The following is a 22,255-nucleotide window of genomic DNA, read 5'->3' on the forward strand; positions in this document are numbered from 1 at the left end:
ATCATGCTAAAGACCTGCTATCCAACAGGGATTTTCATCCTTAGTTATGTTACATCATGGAAAATTTTCGATGAATAGGGAATTCGATTGGTTTTTTTATGTAATTTTTATGTGAACATTGCTTTTTTTCATTTCATTTACTGGAACACGACAAATGGATCAGGCGAAAAGATGCATAAAAAAAGGAGCTGCCATATGTACAGCTCCAATCCTCTTACTTGTCAGAATGTCGTTTTTTCAAAACGTCAAGCACATCATCCAGCGGCAGAGCTTGTTCTCTGAGCAGGACAAGCAGGTGATACAGCAGGTCTGCCGCTTCCCATTTGAGTTCCTCGCGGTCTTGGTTTTTCGCGGCAATGATCACTTCGGATGCTTCTTCACCGACTTTTTTCAAAATCTTATCGACACCTTCACGGAAAAGATAAGTGGTGTAAGCTCCTTCAGGCATTTCCGCTTGGCGTTCCGCGATCACGCGCTCCAGCTCGTTCATGATGTCAAATCGGCCCGCAGCCTGCTCTTCTGTTTGTTCCTTTGTAAAACAGCTGTAGCTGCCAGTGTGGCATGCCGGACCTGACGGCTCTACGAGTACGATCAACGCGTCTTGGTCACAGTCATACCGGATGCCCTTAACGGCTTGCGTGTTGCCTGAGGTTTCTCCTTTATGCCATAACTCTTGGCGCGAGCGGCTGTAGAACCATGTTTCTTTCGTTTCCAATGTTTTTTCGTACGATTCCTTGTTCATATAGGCAAGTGTTAGCACTTCTTTGCTTGCCGCATCCTGCACGATGGCGGGAATTAATCCATTCTCGTTAAAACGCAGTTCATCTGCCTGTTTCATCTCACATTCACCCCGTGCTCTTTCAAGTATGATTTCACTTCTTTAATCGACGTTTCTTTATAATGAAAAATAGAAGCGGCCAGCGCGGCGTCGGCTTCTCCTTTTGTAAAAGCCTCAAGCATATGCTGCGCGTTTCCCGCTCCTCCCGAGGCGATAACAGGTACGGGAACAGCTTCAGAAACTAGCTTTGTCAGCCTGTGGTCAAAACCTTTTTTCTCACCGTCAGAGTCCATGCTTGTCAGCAATATTTCTCCTGCTCCGCGTTTGACGCCTTCTTTTGCCCATGCGGTGACTTCCCAGTCTGTTTTCTTTCTGCCGCCGTGCGTGTAGACCTTATATGCGGCAGATTCCTGGTCATACTTGGCATCAATGGCAAGTACGATGCATTGAGAACCGAAAAACTCGGCTCCTTCTGTAATCAGCTCAGGGCGGAGAACAGCTGCCGTGTTCACTGAAACTTTATCCGCGCCGGCACGCAGAATCGTTTTCATATCGCTGAGCTGATTGATGCCGCCGCCGACTGTAAACGGAATCGCAAGCTTCGCGGCAACCTGCTCCACAACGTCAACCATCGTTTTTCGGCCTTCGTACGAGGCGGAGATATCAAGAAAAACCAGTTCATCCGCGCCTTCCTGGTCGTACACTTCCGCCAGTTCAACAGGGTCACCGGCATCCTTTAATTCGAGAAATTGAATTCCTTTGACAACGCGTCCTTCTTTGACATCAAGACATGGAATAATCCGTTTTGTGATCATTTGCGTTTCACCCTTTCAAGCGCCTCGCTCAGTGTAAACTGATTGGTATATAGCGCTTTTCCGATGATCGCTCCAGAAACGCCATCCGCCTGATAGCGGGCGAGGGCTTCGAGATCCTCCACCGAGCTGACGCCGCCGGAAGCAATCACAGATTTCCCCGTTTCCTTTGCAAGCTCGACCGTGCTTGCAATATTAGGGCCTGACAGCATTCCGTCTGTCGAGATGTCTGTAAAAATAAAGATCTCCGCTCCTTCATTGGCAAGCTCTTTGCCGAGTTCAGTTGCTCTAAGGCTTGATGTTTCCAGCCATCCTTCAGTTGAAACAAAACCGTTTCTCGCGTCCAGGCCGATTGCAATTTTTCCCCCATATTGTTTCAGCATTTTTTTGACAAACGGGGGGTTAGAAACAGCTGAGCTTCCGAGGATCACCCGATCGACTCCTGCCGATAAGTATTCATAGACGTCACTTTCGGAACGGATCCCGCCGCCGATTTCCACCTTCAGCTCTAGCTTTTGCGCAATTTCGATCACGTGGCGGTGATTTACTCTTTTTCCTTCTTTGGCACCATCAAGATCAACAAGATGGATCCATTCGGCACCCTCACGCGCAAATAACGCGGCCATGTCGTACGGTGAATCGCCGTATATCGTTTCCTGACTATAATCTCCTTGAACAAGACGGACACATTTGCCGTTTCTCATATCAATTGCCGGATATAATGTAAAAGCACTCATTTTTTCACCTTCTGTTCTGCTGCCATTTTCGTGAATTGGGTTAAGATAGACATTCCGACCGTGCTGCTTTTTTCCGGATGAAATTGGGCGCCGAAGACATTTCCTTTTCCGACGACAGCAGGCACTCGCACACTATAATCAGCGCTTGCCAGAAGCGCATCCTCCTCCATCCCGTCAATGTAATACGAATGCACAAAATAAGCGTAGCCTTCTTCTGTTTCAGCCAGCAGCGGAGATTCAGTATGAAAGGAAAGGCGATTCCAGCCCATATGCGGAACCTTCAGCTTGTTTCCTTCCTCATCTTCTGCTTTCAGCCTGACTGCTTTTCCTTTTAACAGCCCAAGGCCTGACGCGGTGCCGTTTTCTTCGCTTTCATCAAATAAAAGCTGCATGCCGAGGCAGATCCCGAGCAGCAATCGCCCCTCTGAGACCATATCATGAATCAATTGATCAAGCTTCGCGTTGCGCAAATTGTCCATCGCGTCTCCAAATGAACCGACGCCCGGCAAAATAAAGGCATCAACTTCTTTCAGCTCCTCCGGCTTTTCAGAAACAAAGTACGGGACGCCGACGCGCTCAAGCGCCTTTGAGACACTGTATAAATTGCCCATTCCGTAATCTATTACGCCGATCATTTACAGCATCCCTTTCGTTGATGGGATTCCTTTAACACGCGGATCGATCATTGTCGCTTCATCAAGCGCACGTCCAAGCGCTTTAAAAACGGCTTCTATCATGTGGTGGGTGTTTGTCCCGTAATGAACGATGACGTGCAGGTTCATCCGAGCTTCAAGCGCCAGCTTCCACAAAAATTCATGTACAAGCTCCGTATCGAATGTTCCGACTTTAGCCGCAGGGAAATCCGCGCGCATTTCCAAGTGCGGCCGGTTGCTTAAATCGATGACGACTTGGGCAAGCGCCTCATCCATCGGCACAAACGCCGATCCGTAGCGTTTGATTCCTTTTTTATCGCCCAAGGCTTCGAGCAGCGCCTGCCCTAGGCAGATGCCGATATCTTCAGTCGTGTGGTGATCATCTATATCAACATCGCCTTTTGCGTGAATGGAGAGATCGAATTGCCCGTGTTTCGTGAATAAATCCAGCATATGCGTCATAAACGGCACGTCTGTTTTGATATCAGCTTTTCCCTCGCCGTCTATTGCAAATGCCAGCTCAATATCTGTTTCGTTTGTTTTTCTGGCGCGTTCCGCTTTTCTCATTTTGAATTCCTCCGTTCTCTCGCTTCGATTGATCTGGCATGGGCGTCTAACCCTTCAAGTCTGGCAAAAGCCGCGATGCTTTCGGCATATTCTTCAAAGGCTGTTTGACTGTAAGAAATAATGCTCGATTTCTTTTGAAAATCCGTTACGTTTAATGGACTTGAAAATCTGGCTGTTCCGTTTGTCGGAAGCACATGGTTCGGCCCGGCAAAATAATCTCCGACAGGCTCAGGGCTGTATCTGCCTAAGAAGATCGCACCCGCATGTTTGATGCTGCCAAGCAAAGCTTCGGGAGACTGTGTGATAATTTCTAAATGCTCCGGTGCGAGCGTATTGACAGTATCAATCGCTTCATCCATTGTTTCCGCCACATAGATACAACCGTAATCGTTCACTGAAGCTTCCGCTATTTCTCTTCGCGGCAAGGTTTTCAGCTGCTCGTTCATCTCTGCTGAAACCGCCTCGGCCAGCGCCACGGAATCTGTGACACACACACATGAGCTGAGTTTATCGTGTTCCGCCTGTGACAGAAGATCGGCTGCGATTTCGCTCGGAATCGCAGTTTCATCAGCCAGCACGACGATTTCACTCGGTCCGGCAATCATGTCAATATCGACATCACCGAACACCTCTCGTTTGGCAAGCGCGACATAAATATTTCCCGGACCTGTGATTTTATCCACCGGCTCAATGGTCTCTGTTCCGTACGCCAGCGCCGCAATCGCCTGAGCGCCGCCCATTTTGTAAATGTCTTTTATCCCTAGCTCGGCAGCAGCGACTAAAACCCCTGAAGACAGCCGCCCGTCTTTCCCCGGAGGCGTCACAAGAACGATTCTTTCCACACCGGCTGTCAGCGCCGGAATGACATTCATCAAAACAGATGAAGGATATGCCGCTGTCCCCCCCGGCACATATACGCCCGCGGAATCTAACGCCGTCACTTTCTGCCCCAGCATTGTGCCATCCTTTCTGTGATAAAACCAGGAGGATTGCAGCTGTCTTTCGTGATATTCCTTTATATTTTCAATTGCCTGCCTCATCACCTGAAGCAGCTGTGAATCCAGCAAGGTGTATGCTTCCTCAATTTCTTCTTTTGTGACCAGCGGGCTGTCTATTTCGATGCCGTCAAATCTCGCCGTGTAGCTGCGGACCGCCTGATCACCGTTTGCTTTGACATCTTCAATAATGGATCGAACCGCTTTTCTTTGCTCTTCCGTTCCGGCATCTATGGACCGTTTGAGAGAAAGCCGTTCTGTGCCGCTGATGGATTTGATCTTCATTTTGCCGTTTCTCCTTCCACAACGAGAGATAAGCGGGATGCCATTTCGTCTATCACATCGTCTTTCATGCGATAGCTTACCGGGTTCACAATAAAGCGGGAAGTAATGTCACAAATGTGCTCCGTTTCAACAAGCCCGTTTTCTTTCAGCGTCTGTCCTGTGGAAACGATATCCACAATCCGGTCTGCGAGCCCAATGAGCGGGGCCAGCTCAATTGAACCGTTGAGCTTGATGATCTCGACTTGTTCTCCCTGCTCTCTAAAATAGCTGGAAGCCACATTCGGATACTTTGTCGCGATTCTCGGGGCTACGCCGCTCCAGTCTGTATTCGGAAGTCCGGCGACCGCTAAGTGGCATTTGCTGATCTTCAAATCCAGCACCTCATACACATCGCGTTCCTCCTCCAGCATGACATCCTTGCCCGCAATTCCGACATCGGCCACGCCATGCTCCACATATGTGGTCACGTCCATCGGCTTAGCTAATATAAAACGGAGATTTTCCTCCGGCACATCGATGATCAGTTTTCTTGAATCTTCAAACTCCTCAGGGAGCTTATAGCCCGCCTGACGAAGCAGCCCTGCCGCTTCTTCAAATATCCGGCCCTTCGGCATCGCCATTGTGAGTAACTTACCCATTTTGCTCTTCCTTTCTGGCACCGATAAAATAGGTGACGTGTGCAAAAGATTTTGTCATCTGATCGATATTTTCGATTCCCGATAAATCTTGAAGAACCACTTTGTTCCCTTTCATCCGTTCTTCATTCGCATAAGCGATGGCTTGTACCCGCTGCTCTTTGCTGAAAATAACAGCGTCTATTTCACAAGCTTCGTCTTTCATATGGAGCGCTTCAATCAGCCGGTCGACCCGAAGCCCGAAGCCTGTCGCCGGCGCGGGTGAATCGAAATAGCCGAAGAGCTTGTTATAACGGCCCCCGCTTCCAATGACAAAGCCGACATTTTCGGCGTACACTTCAAATAAAATCCCCGTGTAATAGCTCATGTGGCTGACCATATTCAGATCCAGACGGACATTTTCCGTACATCCATAATCCTCAAGAATGTCCCATAGCGCCTTCAACTCATCAACAACGCTTTTTCCTTGCGCGGAATCGACGATTTCCTCAGCACGTCCGCATACTTCTATGCCGCCCCGCAACTCAAGAAGCTCAAGCAGCCTGCTTTTATCAATGGAGGAAAGCGGGAGAGACTTGACATGTTCTCTGTAGCCGACGTAGTTCTTCTCATACAAAAACCTCCGCAGCACATCGGCACGTTCAACGTTTCCGAGCACCTCAACAAACAAAGCATCCGCAATGCCGGCATGGCCGATGGCAATTTTAAAGGAAGCCAGCCCCGCGCTCTTTAAGGCGCCGACGACTAAGGCAATGACCTCCGCATCCGCGCTTGTCGTGCCGTCACCGATTAATTCCACTCCGACCTGCTCGAATTCGGCGGGACGTCCGCCTTCGCGTTCCTGAGCCCTGAAGACATTTGCCGCATAGCCGACTCTGAGCGGATGATCGTGTTTCAGAAGCTTGGATGCCGCCACCCTTGCAATGGGCCCTGTCATATCCGGGCGAAGCACCAATGTTTTGCCGTCCTGATCAAGAAGCTTGAACAGCTGCTGCTCTTCAATCGCTGACTGCACACCAACGGTATCGTAAAACTCCAATGTCGGTGTTTCCATAAATCGGTATCCCCATTTATCGATCAAATCGGTTAACGATTGTCTCACCTTTTTTTTCGTTTCGTATAAACCGGGCAGTGTATCTCTCATGCCGTGCGGTTTTTCAAACATAAACATCAACCCGTGCACCTCCGTTGCCATCGTTTGAAGGAAAATTCCGAATCCTTTAGTTCGCTAATATGATAATATGTTAGCAGATGAAAGAGCGAAAATCAATGCTTAACTTTAGTCAGGATATGTTATCTCAGTTGTCCTCCTCCTAATTATGAAAAAATCATGAACAAATCATTAAAGGTGCGTCATATCTCAAATTCTTATGGTTGGCATGCTATAATACAAATCAAATAGAGAACAAGGAGATAAAGATGAAAACACTGCGAACTCTATGTGTCATGATTATTCTTTCAGGCGTCGTTTTTTTCGGACTTAAGATATATGCAAAAGATATAGATATCCCTTTTTTCAATAGCGATAAAAGAGAGGCTGAAAAAGAATCAACAGCCGCAAACAGCACAAACGAGCTGAAAGGAAGCGCAAAACCGCTGGATGTCGTCCTTTACAATCAGATGGACGCACCTCGGCTCTATAACGGCTGTGAAGTAACAAGTCTTGCGATGGTGCTGAATTACGCGGGATACAACGTGACAAAAAACACACTGGCAAACCAGCTTGCCACAGTGCCTTTGACGTACAGCAGCGGATTAAAAGGGGATCCGAATGATGGGTTTGTCGGGGATATGGCGAATGGCCCGGGTCTCGGTGTCTATCACGGACCGATCTATCAATTGGCGAAAACCTATGCCGGAGACAAAGTGTCTGACCTGACTGGAAAAAACATTTCTTCTGTTTATGAACAGCTTGAGAAAGGCAATCCTGTTTGGGTCATTACAACTGCCAACTTTACGCCAGTTGACAACATGCAGACGTGGAAAACGCCAAACGGAACGATCGATATCACGTACAGTGTACACAGTGTCGCCGTTACGGGATATGATGAAAAATACGTGTATCTCAATGATCCTTATGGCTATAAAAACAGAAAAACCGACAGAACCAGTTTCGAAAAAGCGTGGGAACAAATGGGCAGCCAGGCCATCGTTATTCAAAAGTAAACAGCTGGTACCTCCCGCCTTCCCAGTGCCTATGTTCTATCTTGAGCAAATACGACAATATTCATGTTTTTTGTTTCAATCGGTCATATCGATTCATTTTCCATTTATCATCCAAAATTGTCTTTACTTTCAGGCTGTCTGTTTTTATGATTAAAGCAGATTCAGCCTTGCCCCGATCTATGTGAGAGAAGCCGGAGCAAGACGCTGAGGCTTCTCTTACAAAAATCATAGATATCCGGGGAGGATTTTATCTTTGAAAAAAATCGTGTCTATCCTATTTATGTTCAGTTTGGTTATCGGTTTCAGCCAGTTTCAAACATCAACTGCTTTCGCAGCTGACAAAGTGGTTCACGAAACAATTATCGTACCCAAAAATACAACATATGACGGGAAGGGACAGCGGTTTGCAGCAGGGAAAGAATTAGGTGACGGAAGCCAGTCCGAAAACCAAAAACCTGTTTTTCGTGTAGAGGATGGCGCAACTCTAAAAAACGTGGTGCTCGGCGCACCTGCTGCTGATGGCGTGCACACTTATGGAAACGTTAACATTCAGAATGTGAAGTGGGAAGATGTTGGGGAGGATGCGTTAACAGTAAAGAAGGAAGGAAAAGTGACCATCGATGGCGGCTCTGCCCAAAAAGCGTCTGATAAAATTTTTCAGATCAATAAAGCCAGCACATTTACAGTGAAAAATTTCACGGCGGACAATGGCGGTAAATTCATAAGACAGCTTGGCGGTTCAACCTTCCACGTTGATGTGATCATCGACAAGTGCACCATCACGAATATGAAAGAAGCGATATTCCGGACCGACAGCAAAACAAGTACGGTCGGAATGACAAATACACGCTACTCCAATGTCGGCCAGAAATGGATTGGCGTTCAGCATATTTATGAAAATAACAATACTCAATTTTAATATAAAAAAGTCCGCTGATGTTTATTCAGCGGGCCTTTTCAATCTTTCTTTCATTTCTTCCTTCGTATAGATGATCCGCATCGGGTTTCCGCCGACAAATGCGCCGGCAGGCACATCCTTATGGACAAGCGTTCCGGCGGACACAACTGCGCCATCCCCTATTTCCACCCCGGGCAAAATGGTCGTGTTGGCACCGATCATCACTTCGTCTCCGATCAGGACTTTGCCGGTCCGGTATTCCTGAATCAAATATTCATGGGCCAAAATGGTCGTATTGTACCCGATGATTGAATTTGCTCCTACTGAGATCTTTTCCGGAAACATAATATCCGGCATCACCATCAGGGCAAAGGATGTTTGCTTCCCAACCTTCATCCGCAGAAACGTACGGTACAGCCAGTTTTTCATCCCTATAAACGGTGTATATCTCGCCATTTGAATGACAATGAAATTTTTGACAACTTTTAAAAAAGGCACCGTTTGATAGACATGCCATAGTGAGTTAGCCCCTGAGACCGGATGACGATCTGTTTTTCTCACAGATTAATTCACTCCAACGATTTGTAATAGATCACTCATTTTCTCAAGCATATAATCTGGCTCATGCTTCGCCAGCATTTCCGGCCCTTTAATCGTCCATGCGACTCCGGCCGTTTTTGTTCCGGCGTTTTTCCCCGACAGCACATCGTGGTAATTATCTCCGACCATAATGGCTTCCGCAGGCTCGCTTCCAAGCTGTTTCAGCGCTAACAGAACCGGCTCGGGATCAGGCTTTGCATTTGTCACATCATCGAGGGTGACGACCGTTTCAAAGAACTCGCCGATTCCCGTCAGCTTGAGGCCCATATTGACAGTATCTCTTAATTTCGTTGTTACAATCCCTAATCTAAACCCGGCTTTTTTCAATGCATCCAGGGTTTCATACACGGTTTCATATTCAGTCACAAGTGAATCATGCATGTCATGATTGTACGCTCTGTACATGGCGATCATATCATCGCATTTATCAGCGTCCATCGAAGAGAATGTGTCAAAAAGAGACGGTCCGATAAACGCGAGCACATCTTCTCGTTTATACTTGCTCGGGTAATAATGCTCCAGTGTATGTAAAAAGGACGCGATAATTAATTCATTCGTATTAATTAGAGTTCCGTCTAAATCAAATAGAATCGTCGTTACTTGTTTGTGACTCATATTGCTTCCTTTCCAACCGCTGAGGGTTTCCATTTTTTCCATGTGCGCGCAATGACAATTGTCAGCAGCACTGCTGTAGTGACACGTATCAGAAGAAGAGGCCAAACCGGTATGCCGAGCGGAATAAAGACGAGCGTATCTTCCACGACCGCGTGGCAGGCGACGAGAAAAATAAATGCCAATGTCATATCCCGTCTGCTCACGCCGTCATCCTCGACAGCTTTGATCATGACACCCGCTCCGTAGGCCAGACCGATCGTCAGTCCCGCCACCATCGTCATGGACGTATTTTTATTCATGCCAAGCAGCTGCGTAAACGGAGACAGCCACCTCGAAAACCGATGCAGCCAGCCTAAATCTCTTAAAAACTGAATGATGATCATCAGCGGGATCACAATGGCCGCCAGTTGCAAAACACCAAGTCCGGCTTTCATTAAAGCCTCGGCCAGCATTGCCAGCCAGCCGTCAGGCGCCGTGCTCTTCGCAGCGATAAAACCGTACTGCGCCGTTTCCTGTCCGCCATGCCAAATGAGATTGATGACAATTGCTGACACAGCGGCCAAACCGATGCGCACCGCCAAAATGACACCAATTCTGATGCCAACCTTTGCGGCGACTGTCGATTCGATAATCAAGTTATGACAGAATGAAAGCATCACAGCTAAAATAAAGACTTCCTTCACAGATAAATCCAATGGTAAAATCCCGGCAATTCCAGCATACAGATTCAGTATATTCCCCAGCACAAGCGGAATGGCCGCTTCACCAGAAAGCCCGAACAGGCCCATAACCGGTGTGATCAGCCGTACCAGCCAATCCATGACAGGCGTATGCTGAAGCAATGTAACCAGTAGTGTTACCGGGAAAATGACTTTACCGAGTGTCCATGTTGTTTGAAGACCTGCCGCTAGACCGGCCAGAAAGATCTTCTTCATCCCTCATCCCCCTTTGTTGGCGTCTACTCCGTGTACCGCTCCTTCGAGTATCCTTTGACACGTCTGAAAATGATGGCTGCCACAGCCAAAACAATCAATACGATTGAAATCACCTGAGCGATGCGAAGCGCATCAGTCAGCATTAAGCTGTCCGTCCGCATTCCTTCAATAAAGTATCTTCCGATTGAATACCAGATGATATAGATCAAGAACATCTCGCCTCTCCGCAAGTTGGCTTTGCGCAGGAACAGCAAAACAATGACGCCGACAAAGCTCCATAGTGATTCATATAAAAAAGCAGGGTGATAATATTGTCCGTCGATGTACATTTGATTGATGATAAAGTCAGGCAGATGCAGGCTTTCCAAAAAGGCTCTGCTGACTGCCTCGCCGTGTGCTTCCTGATTCATGAAGTTTCCCCAGCGGCCGATCGCCTGTCCGAGTAAAATGCTTGGCGCGGCAATATCCGCAAGCTTCCAGAACGAAAGGTTTTTTACTCTTGAAAACACATAACCTGTTAAAATGGCCCCGATTAACCCGCCGTGAATGGCAATGCCGCCCTTCCAAATCTTAATGATTTCTCCCGGATGCGCCGCATAATAATCCCATTCAAATGCAACGTAATAAATTCGGGCACAAATAATCGCAATCGGAATGGCAAACAGGACAAGATCGATAAACGTATCTTTCTGCAGCCCCAGTTTCTCACTTTCCCTCATCGCAATCCAAAGTCCAAGCAAAGCACCGAGACCGATAATGATTCCGTACCAATGGACGGCTAACGGCCCCAGCTGAAAAGCTATTGGATTGAGTGGTTCTATCGCTTCATTCATTTAACGCCAACTCCTATTCGTCTTGTTCACCGTCTTCAATGACGTCCGCCAGCTTAGTGGTAAATTGCTCAGCGGCATTCAGACCCATCCGTTTCAATCTGAAGTTCATTGCTGCCACTTCAATAATAACTGCGAGATTTCGGCCCGGACGGACGGGAATCGTCAGTTTTGTCACTTCCGTATCAATGATTTTCATGGTTTCTTCCTCAAGTCCGAGACGGTCGTATTGCTTGCCCTGCTCCCAGAGTTCAAGATTCATGACAATCGTGATTCGTTTATTGCTTCTGACAGCGCCGGCACCAAACAGCGTCATCACGTTGATAATGCCGAGCCCCCTGATTTCCAGAAGATGCTCAATTAATTCCGGAGCGTTTCCGACAAGGGTATCCTGATCCTCCTGCCGAATTTCAACGCAATCATCGGCAACGAGGCGATGTCCCCTTTTCACAAGCTCCAGCGCGGTTTCACTTTTCCCGACACCGCTTTTTCCTGTGATCAGCACGCCGACACCGTATATATCAACAAGAACGCCATGAATCGCCGTGGTAGGCGCCAGCCGGCTCTCTAGAAAGTTGGTTAAACGGCTTGACAGCCTAGTCGTTTTCAGAGGCGATCTGAGGACAGGCACACCGTTTTTCTCGGAAGCGTCAATCAGCTCCTGCGGGATAGGCATATCTCTAGAAAGAATAATAGCTGGTGTTACATCCGTACACAGAGATTCCATTCGCTGCTTTTTATCCTCTTCCGGCAGCTGCTCAAAGAAAGAAAGCTCTGTTTTTCCGAGAAGCTGCACGCGTTCTCTCGGGTAATATGTAAAATATCCGGCAATTTCAATGCCTGGTCTTGATAAGTCACTCATGGTAATCGGGCGGTTAACCCCTTCTTCTCCGCTGATTAGTTCCAAATTGAACTGTTCCATTACGTCTTTTGTGCGAACTTTTGCCACGATCTGTTCCTCCTGTTCCGGGCTGCCCCGAGCTTGCTCACAATACTTTCATTTTATCACTTTCGGACTTGAACCCAAAACAGATTTTATAAAAGACAGGAAAACACCTCAGCTGGTCTAGATCACTAGTCTGAAAAGGAGTAAAATAAGTGTATTCATATTCCAGAAAGGCGGATGACCTATGGCAGAAAGTCTTCTTATCAAAGACGTCGCGATCGTGACAGAAAATGAAGGAACCAAAAAAGGCTATGTCGGAATCAATGACGGAAAGATCAGCACAGTCACAACAGAACGGCCTAAAGAGTCTTATTCAAAAGAGATTCAAGCACCGGCAGATTCCGTTTTGCTTCCCGGCATGATTGACATTCATATTCACGGCGGCTATGGCGCAGATACGATGGATGCAAACTTATCCGCCCTCGACACCATGTCGTCGAGACTGCCCGAAGAAGGAACGACGAGCTTTTTAGCAACAACCATTACCCAGGAACACGGGCACATATCTCGAGCTTTGGTGAATGCAAGAGATTGGAAAGCAGCTGAAGAATCCTCTTTATTAGGTGCGGAACTGCTCGGCATTCATTTAGAGGGACCCTTTGTTTCACCTAAAAGAGCCGGAGCGCAGCCAAAGGAATGGATCAGGCCTACGGATGTTGCCCTTTTCAAAAAGTGGCAGCAGGAGGCGGGCGGACTGATCAAAATTGTCACACTTGCGCCTGAAGAGGATCGGCATTTTGAACTGATCCGCTATTTGAAAGACGAATCGATTATCGCGTCGATGGGGCACACAGATGCCGACTCCGCATTACTGTCGGAGGCTGCGAAAACAGGCGCGAGCCATATGACTCATCTTTACAACGCGATGAGCCCGTTTCATCACCGAGAGCCCGGAGTGATCGGAACGGCGCTTGCCCATGATGGGTTTGTGACAGAGCTTATTGCCGACGGCATCCACTCCCATCCTTTAGCGGCAAAGCTGGCTTTTTTGGCAAAAGGCAGCAGCAAGCTCATTTTAATTACTGATTCAATGAGGGCGAAAGGCCTGAAAGACGGTGTATATGAGTTCGGCGGCCAAAGTGTGACGGTAAGAGGAAAAACAGCTCTTCTTTCAGACGGAACACTTGCCGGTTCAATCCTCAAAATGAACGAAGGCGCACGGCATATGCGTGAGTTTACAAATTGTTCTTGGACGGATATAGCTAATATAACTTCTGCAAACGCGGCCAAACAGCTGGGCATCTTTGACCGTAAAGGCAGTGTGACAGAGGGAAAAGATGCGGATCTTGTGGTTGTCAGCAGCGATTGCGAGGTCATTCTCACCATCTGCCGCGGAAACATTGCATTTATATCCAAGGAGGCTGACCAGATATGAAACTAATGGAATGTCAAACATATGAAGAGCTAAGCCAAAAAGCAGCCAAAATAACGGCAGACACGATCACGCAAAAACCAGGCGCCGTTCTCGGTTTAGCGACAGGCGGCACACCTGAAGGCACGTATCGCGAGCTGATCCGCCTGCACCAAACTGAGAACCTCTCATTTCAAAACGTCACTACGGTTAATTTGGATGAATACGCCGGACTTTCAAGTGATGACCCGAACAGCTATCACTTCTATATGAATCATCGTTTTTTTCAGCATATTGACAGTCAGCCAAGCCGGCATTTTATTCCCAATGGAAATGCAGACGATCTGGAAGCCGAATGCGGGCGGTACGAACAATTAATCGAATGTCTCGGCGGCACTGACATTCAGCTTCTCGGCATCGGCCGGAACGGACATATCGGCTTTAACGAACCAGGAACGCCTTTCAAGTCGCGAACACACATTGTGACATTAAATGAACAAACCCGTCGGGCGAATGCCAGATATTTTTCTTCAATAGACAGTGTGCCGAAAAAAGCGCTCACAATGGGCATACAGACGATTCTCTCAAGCAAACGCATTCTGCTGCTTATTTCCGGCGAAAGCAAGGCAGCTGCCGTGAAAAAGCTGTTAGTAGGAGACATAAGCGAAGATTTCCCCGCATCTGCTTTGCACCTGCATTCTGATGTTACGGTTTTAATAGATCGTGAAGCAGCGGCATTAAGATCTTGAAAGGAACATGCTGACTTATGAATATCGATAAACAATCGCCCATTCCGATTTATTATCAAATTATGGAGCAATTAAAAGCCCAAATGAAGAGCGGAGAGCTGCAGCCGGATATGCCTCTTCCCTCCGAGCGTGAATATGCCGAACAATTTGGAATCAGCCGGATGACGGTTCGACAGGCGCTTTCTAATTTAGTCAATGAAGGCTTTCTCTATCGCCTCAAAGGCCGGGGCACCTTTGTCAGCAAGCCAAAAATGGAACAAGCACTACAAGGTCTGACAAGCTTTACCGAGGATATGAAAAGCCGCGGGATGACACCCGGCAGCAGGCTCCTTCATTATCAGCTTATTGATTCAACGGAGGAGCTCGCCGCTATATTAGGCTGCGGGCACCCCTCCCTTATCCATAAAATCACTCGGGTTCGGCTGGCAAATGATATTCCGATGGCGATTGAATCCTCGCATATTCCGTTTGAGCTTGCGGGTGAGTTAAACGAATCGCATTTTCAGTCGTCGATTTACGAGCATATTGAAAAGTACAACCGTATACCGATTTCCCGCGCAAAACAGGAGCTTGAACCAAGCGCTGCAACATCTGATGAAGCAAGCATTCTCGGCATTCAAAAGGGGGCGCCTGTCCTCTTAATCAAACGAACAACGTATTTACAGAACGGAACTGCTTTTGAACATGCAAAATCTGTATACAGGGGCGACCGTTATACATTTGTCCATTACATGGATCGGCTTTCATAAAAAAATCTCCAACCCTTTTTAAGGATTGGAGACATGGCGTAAATCAAACTGGTCTGGCGCGGGACGATAGGTCTCTTTTTTCGTCTTGAACTTCCAGATCGGTGATTTCGTTTTGCCGTTAAAACTGTCTTCCACAATGGTGTACCAATAATAAACAGAGTGCGGCTCAAGATGATCCCAGCGGAACTCAGCAGTATCCCCGCTCTTCACTTGCTCCCGTTTTCCGAGCTCTTCATTGGTATATACATTACATTCAAAATAATCGGTTTCCACCTTTTTGATCCTCGGCTTCAAATCAAGTGAAAGAGAAAACTCATCCTTGTTTCCGTAGGTATCCGTATCATAGAAGTTCTTATCATGTAAATACGGAGAGTACGTCGACACATGCACCATATCATTCGCCTGGTCAAATTGCAGCAAACGCAAATATCCTTGTCCGCCTTCCGGTCCGCCCTGATAATCGGCCAGCATTTGATGCACGAGGCGATCCGGCTTTCCATCACCATCATCATCAAGCTCATCTGTTTTTCTCATCGCACTATGATAATGCCCGCTCAACACCATCACGACATTCGGATTCGCCTTAACCACTTTTTTGAATATTTTCTCTCCGATCGGGCTTCTGTTTCCGCTGACCAGCAAATACTCATGAAAAGATAACACAGCCATCCGGTCAGGGTGCTTCTTCAGTACCTGATTCATCCACGCGATGTCTTCATCGGTAATGCCCCACCCCATGTACAGCATGATATAATCATTGCCGTTGCTCGAAATCAAGTCATAATGTCCGCGGTTATTTTTATAGGAACCGCCATAATGCAATTTTTTATCAAAACGGTGGCTGCCAAAGTATTTGCCAAACGCCCTATAGGAGCCGTCCTTATGCCCGACATCGTGGTTGCCAGCCAGCACGCCGTATGGAATTCCGTTCTTATCCAGAACAGACATTGACCGATCAGCGTTTTTCCACTGTCTGATATCGGCAGAATCATCTACAATATCACCCGTGTGAAACACATATTTGACATTGAGCCGCTTTTGATTATTTTTGATCCATGCGGTCTGTTTATCAAAAATATGCGGGTAGCTTTCGGCGTAATACTGTGTATCAGACATCCAGACAAATGTATACATATCCTTCGCTGGAGGAATTTCATCCTGGACAATCACATTCATCTTCGACTGCCGTACAAAATCTGAGACGATCACAGACGCCTTCAGCGTAAACGGTTTGTCATCTTTGGCAACGCAGCTGTCAACCGTCTGCCACTCGTTTGTCCGGTAATTCCAAGCATACATCGTCACCTTTCTCCCCGATAAAGAACTCCCCTGCCAGACCGCTTCCGCCAAGTCATTCTCATCAACTGACGGATCAACCGTCACTTCAAAGCGATGATAAGGGAAAAGCTCCTTCTTTTCTGTCGATACTGTTTTTCCGTCAGCGGCTGATACCCGCTCCAATTCTTGATTCGTAAACGGGGTCTCACTTTCCGGCACAAAGCTTTTCGGCGGTTCAGTCAGTGACGCGTGCTTGAATATCTTCACATTGTTTCGCGCTGTATATTGAAATCCTCTATAAAAAGCGACATTCATGGCGTCATTCGTCGGGTCCTTCACCCGTACAGAAAGCTTTGCCCTATGTGTATCGGCTTCACTGTCTATGACCTCCGGCTGATCCGGATGCTCCCGTTCTGTTTTAAACGTGCGCTCTATGACCGTTTTATTGCCCGCGAGGTCCGTTGCTGTCACTTTTAGAGAATGTTTTCCCGGCGATAGTTCAGAAGATGACGTATGATATGGGAGTGTAATGCTTTCGCCATCTAAAGACGCCTCCACTTCCTCAATTTTGCTCCATTTATCATAGATATCCGCCTGCAAGATAAGATTTCCTTTATACGTTTGTCCCTCGGTGACATTCGGCTCAATGTGAGGCCCTGAATTATCCACCCGCACAACCAAACTTACATTTTCCTTGCCGTCGCTTGCTTGAATATGGTGAGCACCTTCAGAAAGTTTTGATGTATCCCACTCCAGCAGCTGTGACGTAAACAGGCCGTCAGGCAGATTGAATTGAAATTGCCAGCTTTTTTTCGAGCGCTGATTATCTCCAATAAAGAGTTCCTTTTCGGGAGAAACCCTCGGATCCCTGATAACCGTCCCATCCGATAACACCAATCGGGCGTTTTTGACTAAGAAATCATCACGGTTTTCAGCCGTATCAAATGGAGACACCTTCGAACCTGAACGTATGGTAATACGCTGCAGCTGCTTTCCTTTCCGAAGCAGCGTTTCTGGCAATGGAACAGAATAGGTGCGGTATTTATTTGTCGTATCATCAAACACCTTTAGCACTTTGCCATCCATTGTGACTGCGTTTTTAAAGTAGAGATTTGTTTTTCTCGTATCGAACGCAAAATACACTTCTTTTTCCATAGCAGGCTCTGGCACTTGTTTTTTTCCGTCAATCCATAGCTTAATGCTGTCAGTGTGCCCGTCTGTTGTCGCTTTGAGGAACTGGGTTCCCGACAGCGTGTCTCTGTTTTCAATGTTCATACGCAAACCGTGCGATTTGCTTGTTTGTTTAATATCAATCATTTTGACCGGCGTTTTCGCTTCATTGCTCCCGTCCCCAGCCGCCACGTAATACTCAAGCTGATCCTTCCCGATCAGTTCAGGCGAATACACAATATAATGGTAGAGATTGTCGTTGCGGTCTTTTTCAGCGAGAATGCGCTTAAACGGTTTGTTTTCATCTGTTCGATAGTAAAAGGCCGCAGTTTTCACAAGATTGCGATCCCGTATGTCAGCCCGCAGCTCAATGCTTTCAGCAGGACGGACAGGCTTACGGTCAGTCAAATCCTCAATAACCGGCTTTTCTTTATCAAGCTTGATTTTTCGTTTCTGCTCAGGCACCTGCGCCTGTAATACGGTTCCCGGAGACGGATTCTTTTCTCCGATTGAAATATTGAGAAGTTCTGCGGTTCCGTCCAGAGGATATTTGTAAAGCACAGACGAGAGCCGGCGAAGCGCATGTTTCCGATAATGCGCAACTGAGATATCTTTTCCTGTATTCGTTGATATCACAACTGCCCGCGGCCTGGTATTGGCCATGCCCTCTGTCTCTTCTATCACCGCCAGATTTTTCCCTTCCGTTAATTGTGTCTGGTAATATCGATTGAAATCCCCCGCCGTCAATTCTGGATGACCGGCAGGCTTCAGCCAAACCACAAACGTTTCACCGGATGGAATCGTGATCCTTTCTTCAGGTCTCCAAATCAGATCCGAATCAGGCCCTTCTTTCGGATAGCGGTAACGGATATGATAGTCTTTAAAATCAATCGTTCTGTCAGTCGTATTGTAAATCTCAATAAATTCATAACCATCTGCACGTCCCGTATTCTTCGTATCAACCGCCAGCTCTGTAATCAGAAGCTCCGGAATATGGGCAAGATCCGCTTGATAGCCTTCAAGCTTCAGTTTTTTCGTTCCCGACTCGGCCCGCTGCTTCCCATTCGAAATCACAATGTAATACTCAAGCTCGCTGTTCCAAATCAATCGTTTTGGAATTTGCGTCAAAAACTTGTGAATCGCTCCGGGTGTCGGGTCCATCGGCACCATTTTGTAGCCCAGCTCATTACTTTGTTTATAAAAAAGAAAGGCAGAAAATGCTTGATACTCATTGTCACGCACTTGAGCCTCAATCATCAGATTGCTTTTCATTTCAGCTTTCACATCGATTTGAGGAGGATTTTCAAGCAAGGGTATGTAATGAGGCGTTTGGAATGGTTCCTGTTTTGTAACAGGGAAAACTTTCGGTTCATGATGGCCGCCAGACAAAACTGAAAGAAAAGACAAGAATAAAGAAGCGATAACTGTGTATTTCCTCATCAAAGCACCTCCCTTTTCATGTATTTTGCGTCTGAACAGGGAAGCTTATGAGTTCATTTTTGTGCAAAAAGAACAAAAAAGCGTCTGCCTCTTGAAAATCCCACTATTACCCAGTAAACTAAGGATAGTTAACCAGTTAACAATTAAATCAGAGAGGCAGATTGATGAACAACAGCATTCATGATGAATTATTTCAAGCGATACAACAATTCGCATTTAAAAGGGATAAACGCGTCTTGCAAAAGGTGCAAATACCGTCCAGCGATATGTCCTCAGAACATCTTGGTCACCTCAAAAAAGACTGGACATTGACCCAGCTTCATATTGTTTCCTGCATACACACCAGCCAAAATGTGAATAACAGCTTTCTGGCATCCCGCTTACATATCTCAAAAGCAGCTGTTTCAAAAGCGGTTCAAGCTTTGTTGAAACACAATATCGTCACAGTGAAAAAAAAGCCCGGCAATAAAAAAGAAACTTTTTATACGTTAACTGAAAGCGGCAGAGGACTGGCGGCATTCCATGACCAGCTTCATGAAAAAGCTAAGGAGCAGTACAAGCGGCTCTTCAATGAATTTTCGATTGATGATTTAAAAACAGTGACTGCGTTTTTCAACTTATGGGTAAAACATATGTAAAAAAGCCTCGCCCGCATGGGAGAGACCTTTGAATCTTATTAAACTCTGTCAAACGTAATATGAAGTGAAACGGGTCCGCGTGTATACAAACCGGACTCAGCATAACGAAAACCTTCCTCTAATCGGATATTCCGCATGTTATCCAGTACAATATTGGCTACAATCTCGATTTCGGTTTTGGCAAAAGCTGCTCCTACACAGTTATGGATGCCGGATCCGAAAGCGAGATGCCGGGCGGCGCCGCTAAAAGCGCTCTTGATACCGAGGTCTTCCCGATGAATATTAAATACGTCAGGATGTTCAAACGCTTCAGGGTCCCGGTTAGCTGCTCCGATCATACAAAAAACAATCGTATCTTTTTTGATTTCTATACCGCCGACCGCCGTTTCTTGGGACAGCTGCCGCGGAATCAGCTGAACCGGCGGTTTATAACGCAACGTCTCCGCAATGGCTCTTGACACTAACGAACGGTCAGCCAAAACATCATTCATCTGCTCAGGATTGTTGAGCAAATGATAGATCATCAGCGCCAGCGTCTTATCCGCCGGTTCCGTTGCGGCTAACAGCACATTGAGAATCAGGGCCAGTATATCCTTGTCCGACATCGCCATGCCTTCATATTCAGAAGTACATAGGATAGAAATTAAATCTGATCCCGGATTGAGGCGGCGTTCTTCGATGACAGGCATCAAGTATTGGGAAAGCTGTTCGCTGCACCATAAAGAATGCGCCCGCGCTTCAGGAGTCTGAGAGATACTCGTAATAAAATCGGCAACTCCGCTGTGCCACTCGGCGATTTTTTCATGATCTCTTTTATCCAGCCCGAGCATGTCCATCGTGACACACACCGCAAACGTCTTTCCAAAATCATTGACGAGATCGATTCTCCCTTTTTCAAGATAAGGAGCTAACAAGTTTTCTGCATTTTGTTTAATCAATGGAGACAGATGATCCAATGCGTCCCCGACAAAGCTTCTCACTACAATTCTTCTTTTTGCGGAGTGTTCTTTTCCATGCATTTGGGCGAGCACAGGGCCGCGCATGACCGGTTCAGCACGCTCAACAAGTGATTTTGTCGTAAAGATATCCGGATGCTGAAGGATATAGCGGACATCGTGATAGCGGCTGATAAAATAGCTGTCTATCGACTCTTCATAATGAACAGGATCTTCCTCCCGCAGCTGTGAAAAATAAGCATATGGATTTTCTTGAAATTGATCAGAAAGCACACTAAACAATTTAATGGATTGACTCATGTTTACTCCCCCTGTCATCCTTCAGATGTGATCCGTGATTCAGAAAGCATCTGCTCCATTTCCTGCACAATGAGATATCCTTGGTTCGGCCGCATACGAATAGAAAATTCATGATTACTGATCTGCTCACCCAGCTTCCACGGACGATGATAAGCAAGGAGCGTCTCTTCCACCTCTAAAATATCCGGTGCTCCAATAAAAAACGGCATCTCTGCTATGACATATTCCACAGCAAGATTCAGCATATCCTCACTGACTTCTTCCATCATCAAGCTGATGCCGCGCGCACGCCCGATCATCGCCTCACGAGACATGTCCAAACAAGCCTGCCGAAAATGAGGCTGTTCAAAAAACGCATGTTCAACTTCTTGTCTCATCAGCTGGTAGGCTTTGTTTTCCGTGAAATCAGAAAATGTATGAATCGCCTTCGGGTCCCCGCCATGAGCTGCAAGAGCCCTTTCTGCAAACCTTCTGTTTCGCGATACCTCTTTCCTTACTTTTCGTTCCGCCTTGCCTCTGGGAGTTCCGAGCGCTTCAAGAAGATTAGCCGCCTCATGCCCCGCAAGCAAAACAGAAACACTCTTAAATTCAGCGGTTGCCCAACCAATCAATCTGTAAATATAATCCTCAGAAAATCTGCTGTTAAACGGGCTGATACCCACTAAAACATGCCGGCGCCGTTCAAATATTTCTCTGCAGTTTTGTGTCAGAGACTCAGCAGTAAAATACACAGGCTTTTTTTCCGTCACCATTTCAGTCATCTCATTCACCCCTAAAAAACTTATCCCGCTTTAAGTCTTCACCCTCAAACATGGGATGGAACAACTGGTACAACTGAACAAGACGAATGGCAGGCAGCACTTAAAGTTTCCAAATGAATTTTGTTCAGATTTCAACTTCTTTTTGGATTCATTACAATGTACGCCTAATAAATGTTTACTAGTAAACATTAGTTATTTTATCCCTTATTTTTCCTTTCGTCAATACGATCAGTACCCAAACAATTGAAAATAAATGTTAATGTCACATTTTTCACACACTTTTTACACTTATATTCAGCATGACTAACAGCAAATAAAGTTTAAACACCAGCAATTGACAACGAAAGCAAGAAAAGATAAAATTGAATCGTTCACCAGTAAACAATATTATTATTATTTCTTTGTAAACTA

General features: G+C 46.5%; 22 protein-coding genes. 6 read left to right on the plus strand and 16 right to left on the minus strand.

Annotated elements, in window-relative coordinates; all coding sequences use genetic code 11:
• Positions 1–214 precede the first annotated feature (214 nt).
• The 8 genes from hisIE to ABZM97_RS18115 are packed head-to-tail and all read right to left on the minus strand — an operon-like array spanning position 215 to position 6,633.
• Positions 215–838, minus strand: coding sequence for a bifunctional phosphoribosyl-AMP cyclohydrolase/phosphoribosyl-ATP diphosphatase HisIE (gene hisIE / locus ABZM97_RS18080; RefSeq protein ID WP_202327973.1), 624 nt, complete (start codon positions 836–838; stop codon positions 215–217).
• Positions 835–1,593: an imidazole glycerol phosphate synthase subunit HisF gene (gene hisF, locus ABZM97_RS18085; protein WP_202327972.1), complete on the minus strand. Its 759-nt coding sequence runs from the start codon at positions 1,591–1,593 to the stop codon at positions 835–837. Before hisF ends, hisIE begins: the two co-directional genes overlap by 4 nt.
• Complete coding sequence (hisA, locus tag ABZM97_RS18090; RefSeq protein WP_367387044.1) at positions 1,590–2,327, minus strand: 1-(5-phosphoribosyl)-5-[(5-phosphoribosylamino)methylideneamino]imidazole-4-carboxamide isomerase; 738 nt, start codon at positions 2,325–2,327, stop codon at positions 1,590–1,592. Before hisA ends, hisF begins: the two co-directional genes overlap by 4 nt.
• Complete coding sequence (gene hisH, locus ABZM97_RS18095) at positions 2,324–2,962, minus strand: imidazole glycerol phosphate synthase subunit HisH (RefSeq protein WP_087991498.1); 639 nt, start codon at positions 2,960–2,962, stop codon at positions 2,324–2,326. The genes hisA and hisH overlap by 4 nt, the downstream gene beginning before the upstream one ends.
• The gene (gene hisB, locus ABZM97_RS18100; protein ID WP_087991499.1) at positions 2,963–3,547 is read right to left on the minus strand and encodes an imidazoleglycerol-phosphate dehydratase HisB; all 585 of its coding nucleotides are present in this window, start codon (positions 3,545–3,547) and stop codon (positions 2,963–2,965) included.
• Entirely contained in the window at positions 3,544–4,827 is a 1,284-nt protein-coding gene (hisD, locus tag ABZM97_RS18105) for a histidinol dehydrogenase (RefSeq protein WP_289348339.1), read from the minus strand. Before hisD ends, hisB begins: the two co-directional genes overlap by 4 nt.
• A complete protein-coding gene (gene hisG / locus ABZM97_RS18110; protein ID WP_003219799.1) occupies positions 4,824–5,465 on the minus strand; it encodes an ATP phosphoribosyltransferase in 642 nt (213 codons plus the stop codon). The genes hisD and hisG overlap by 4 nt, the downstream gene beginning before the upstream one ends.
• Positions 5,458–6,633, minus strand: coding sequence for an ATP phosphoribosyltransferase regulatory subunit (locus ABZM97_RS18115; protein WP_253268592.1), 1,176 nt, complete (start codon positions 6,631–6,633; stop codon positions 5,458–5,460). The genes hisG and ABZM97_RS18115 overlap by 8 nt, the downstream gene beginning before the upstream one ends.
• A gap of 248 nt (positions 6,634–6,881) precedes the next feature.
• Between ABZM97_RS18115 and ABZM97_RS18120 the strand changes: the two genes are divergently transcribed.
• Both ABZM97_RS18120 and pelC read left to right on the plus strand, forming a co-directional pair.
• Entirely contained in the window at positions 6,882–7,628 is a 747-nt protein-coding gene (locus ABZM97_RS18120) for a C39 family peptidase (protein WP_087991503.1), read from the plus strand.
• 253 nt (positions 7,629–7,881) lie between these two features.
• A complete protein-coding gene (gene pelC, locus ABZM97_RS18125; protein ID WP_202327969.1) occupies positions 7,882–8,547 on the plus strand; it encodes a pectate/pectin lyase PelC in 666 nt (221 codons plus the stop codon).
• A gap of 21 nt (positions 8,548–8,568) precedes the next feature.
• Here the strand turns inward: pelC and hprF are convergent, their stop codons facing one another.
• From hprF to hprK, 5 genes are read right to left on the minus strand one after another with little or no spacing between them, the layout of a single operon-like run.
• The gene (gene hprF, locus ABZM97_RS18130; protein WP_087991506.1) at positions 8,569–9,087 is read right to left on the minus strand and encodes a heptaprenylglyceryl phosphate O-acetyltransferase; all 519 of its coding nucleotides are present in this window, start codon (positions 9,085–9,087) and stop codon (positions 8,569–8,571) included.
• Positions 9,088–9,090: 3 nt separating this feature from the next.
• Positions 9,091–9,741 (minus strand): pyrophosphatase PpaX, encoded by a 651-nt coding sequence (gene ppaX / locus ABZM97_RS18135; RefSeq protein ID WP_087991507.1) that lies wholly within the window; start codon positions 9,739–9,741, stop codon positions 9,091–9,093.
• Positions 9,738–10,676, minus strand: a complete 939-nt coding sequence (locus ABZM97_RS18140; protein ID WP_202327968.1) for a nucleoside recognition domain-containing protein — start codon at positions 10,674–10,676, stop codon at positions 9,738–9,740. Before ABZM97_RS18140 ends, ppaX begins: the two co-directional genes overlap by 4 nt.
• 23 nt (positions 10,677–10,699) lie before the next feature.
• Entirely contained in the window at positions 10,700–11,509 is an 810-nt protein-coding gene (gene lgt, locus ABZM97_RS18145) for a prolipoprotein diacylglyceryl transferase (protein ID WP_367387045.1), read from the minus strand.
• Positions 11,510–11,522: 13 nt separating this feature from the next.
• Positions 11,523–12,455 (minus strand): HPr(Ser) kinase/phosphatase, encoded by a 933-nt coding sequence (gene hprK, locus ABZM97_RS18150; protein ID WP_010328731.1) that lies wholly within the window; start codon positions 12,453–12,455, stop codon positions 11,523–11,525.
• Positions 12,456–12,636: 181 nt separating this feature from the next.
• Between hprK and nagA the strand changes: the two genes are divergently transcribed.
• From nagA to nagR, 3 genes are read left to right on the plus strand one after another with little or no spacing between them, the layout of a single operon-like run.
• Positions 12,637–13,827, plus strand: coding sequence for an N-acetylglucosamine-6-phosphate deacetylase (nagA, locus tag ABZM97_RS18155; RefSeq protein WP_367387046.1), 1,191 nt, complete (start codon positions 12,637–12,639; stop codon positions 13,825–13,827).
• A complete protein-coding gene (gene nagB, locus ABZM97_RS18160; protein WP_087991513.1) occupies positions 13,824–14,552 on the plus strand; it encodes a glucosamine-6-phosphate deaminase in 729 nt (242 codons plus the stop codon). Before nagA ends, nagB begins: the two co-directional genes overlap by 4 nt.
• A gap of 17 nt (positions 14,553–14,569) precedes the next feature.
• Positions 14,570–15,301: an N-acetylglucosamine utilization transcriptional regulator NagR gene (gene nagR, locus ABZM97_RS18165; protein ID WP_289348352.1), complete on the plus strand. Its 732-nt coding sequence runs from the start codon at positions 14,570–14,572 to the stop codon at positions 15,299–15,301.
• 18 nt (positions 15,302–15,319) lie between these two features.
• On the opposite strand, the gene ABZM97_RS18170 is transcribed toward nagR, so the two are convergent.
• Complete coding sequence (locus tag ABZM97_RS18170; protein WP_367387047.1) at positions 15,320–19,189, minus strand: metallophosphoesterase; 3,870 nt, start codon at positions 19,187–19,189, stop codon at positions 15,320–15,322.
• Positions 19,190–19,353: 164 nt separating this feature from the next.
• Here ABZM97_RS18170 and ABZM97_RS18175 point away from each other — a divergent pair, with 164 nt between their 5' ends.
• The gene (locus ABZM97_RS18175) at positions 19,354–19,827 is read left to right on the plus strand and encodes a MarR family transcriptional regulator (RefSeq protein ID WP_087991517.1); all 474 of its coding nucleotides are present in this window, start codon (positions 19,354–19,356) and stop codon (positions 19,825–19,827) included.
• Between the two features lie 38 nt (positions 19,828–19,865).
• Here ABZM97_RS18175 and cypX read toward each other — a convergent pair whose 3' ends face one another.
• Both cypX and pchC read right to left on the minus strand, forming a co-directional pair.
• Positions 19,866–21,083 carry a pulcherriminic acid synthase gene (cypX, locus tag ABZM97_RS18180; protein WP_087991518.1) on the minus strand — a complete coding sequence of 406 codons (1,218 nt, stop codon included), beginning with the start codon at positions 21,081–21,083 and terminating at the stop codon, positions 19,866–19,868.
• Positions 21,084–21,097: 14 nt separating this feature from the next.
• A complete protein-coding gene (gene pchC, locus ABZM97_RS18185) occupies positions 21,098–21,844 on the minus strand; it encodes a cyclo(L-leucyl-L-leucyl) synthase (protein ID WP_087991519.1) in 747 nt (248 codons plus the stop codon).
• Positions 21,845–22,255: the final 411 nt, after the last annotated feature.

It is taken from the genome of Bacillus vallismortis (assembly GCF_040784915.1).
Lineage (GTDB): Bacteria > Bacillota > Bacilli > Bacillales > Bacillaceae > Bacillus > Bacillus subtilis_G.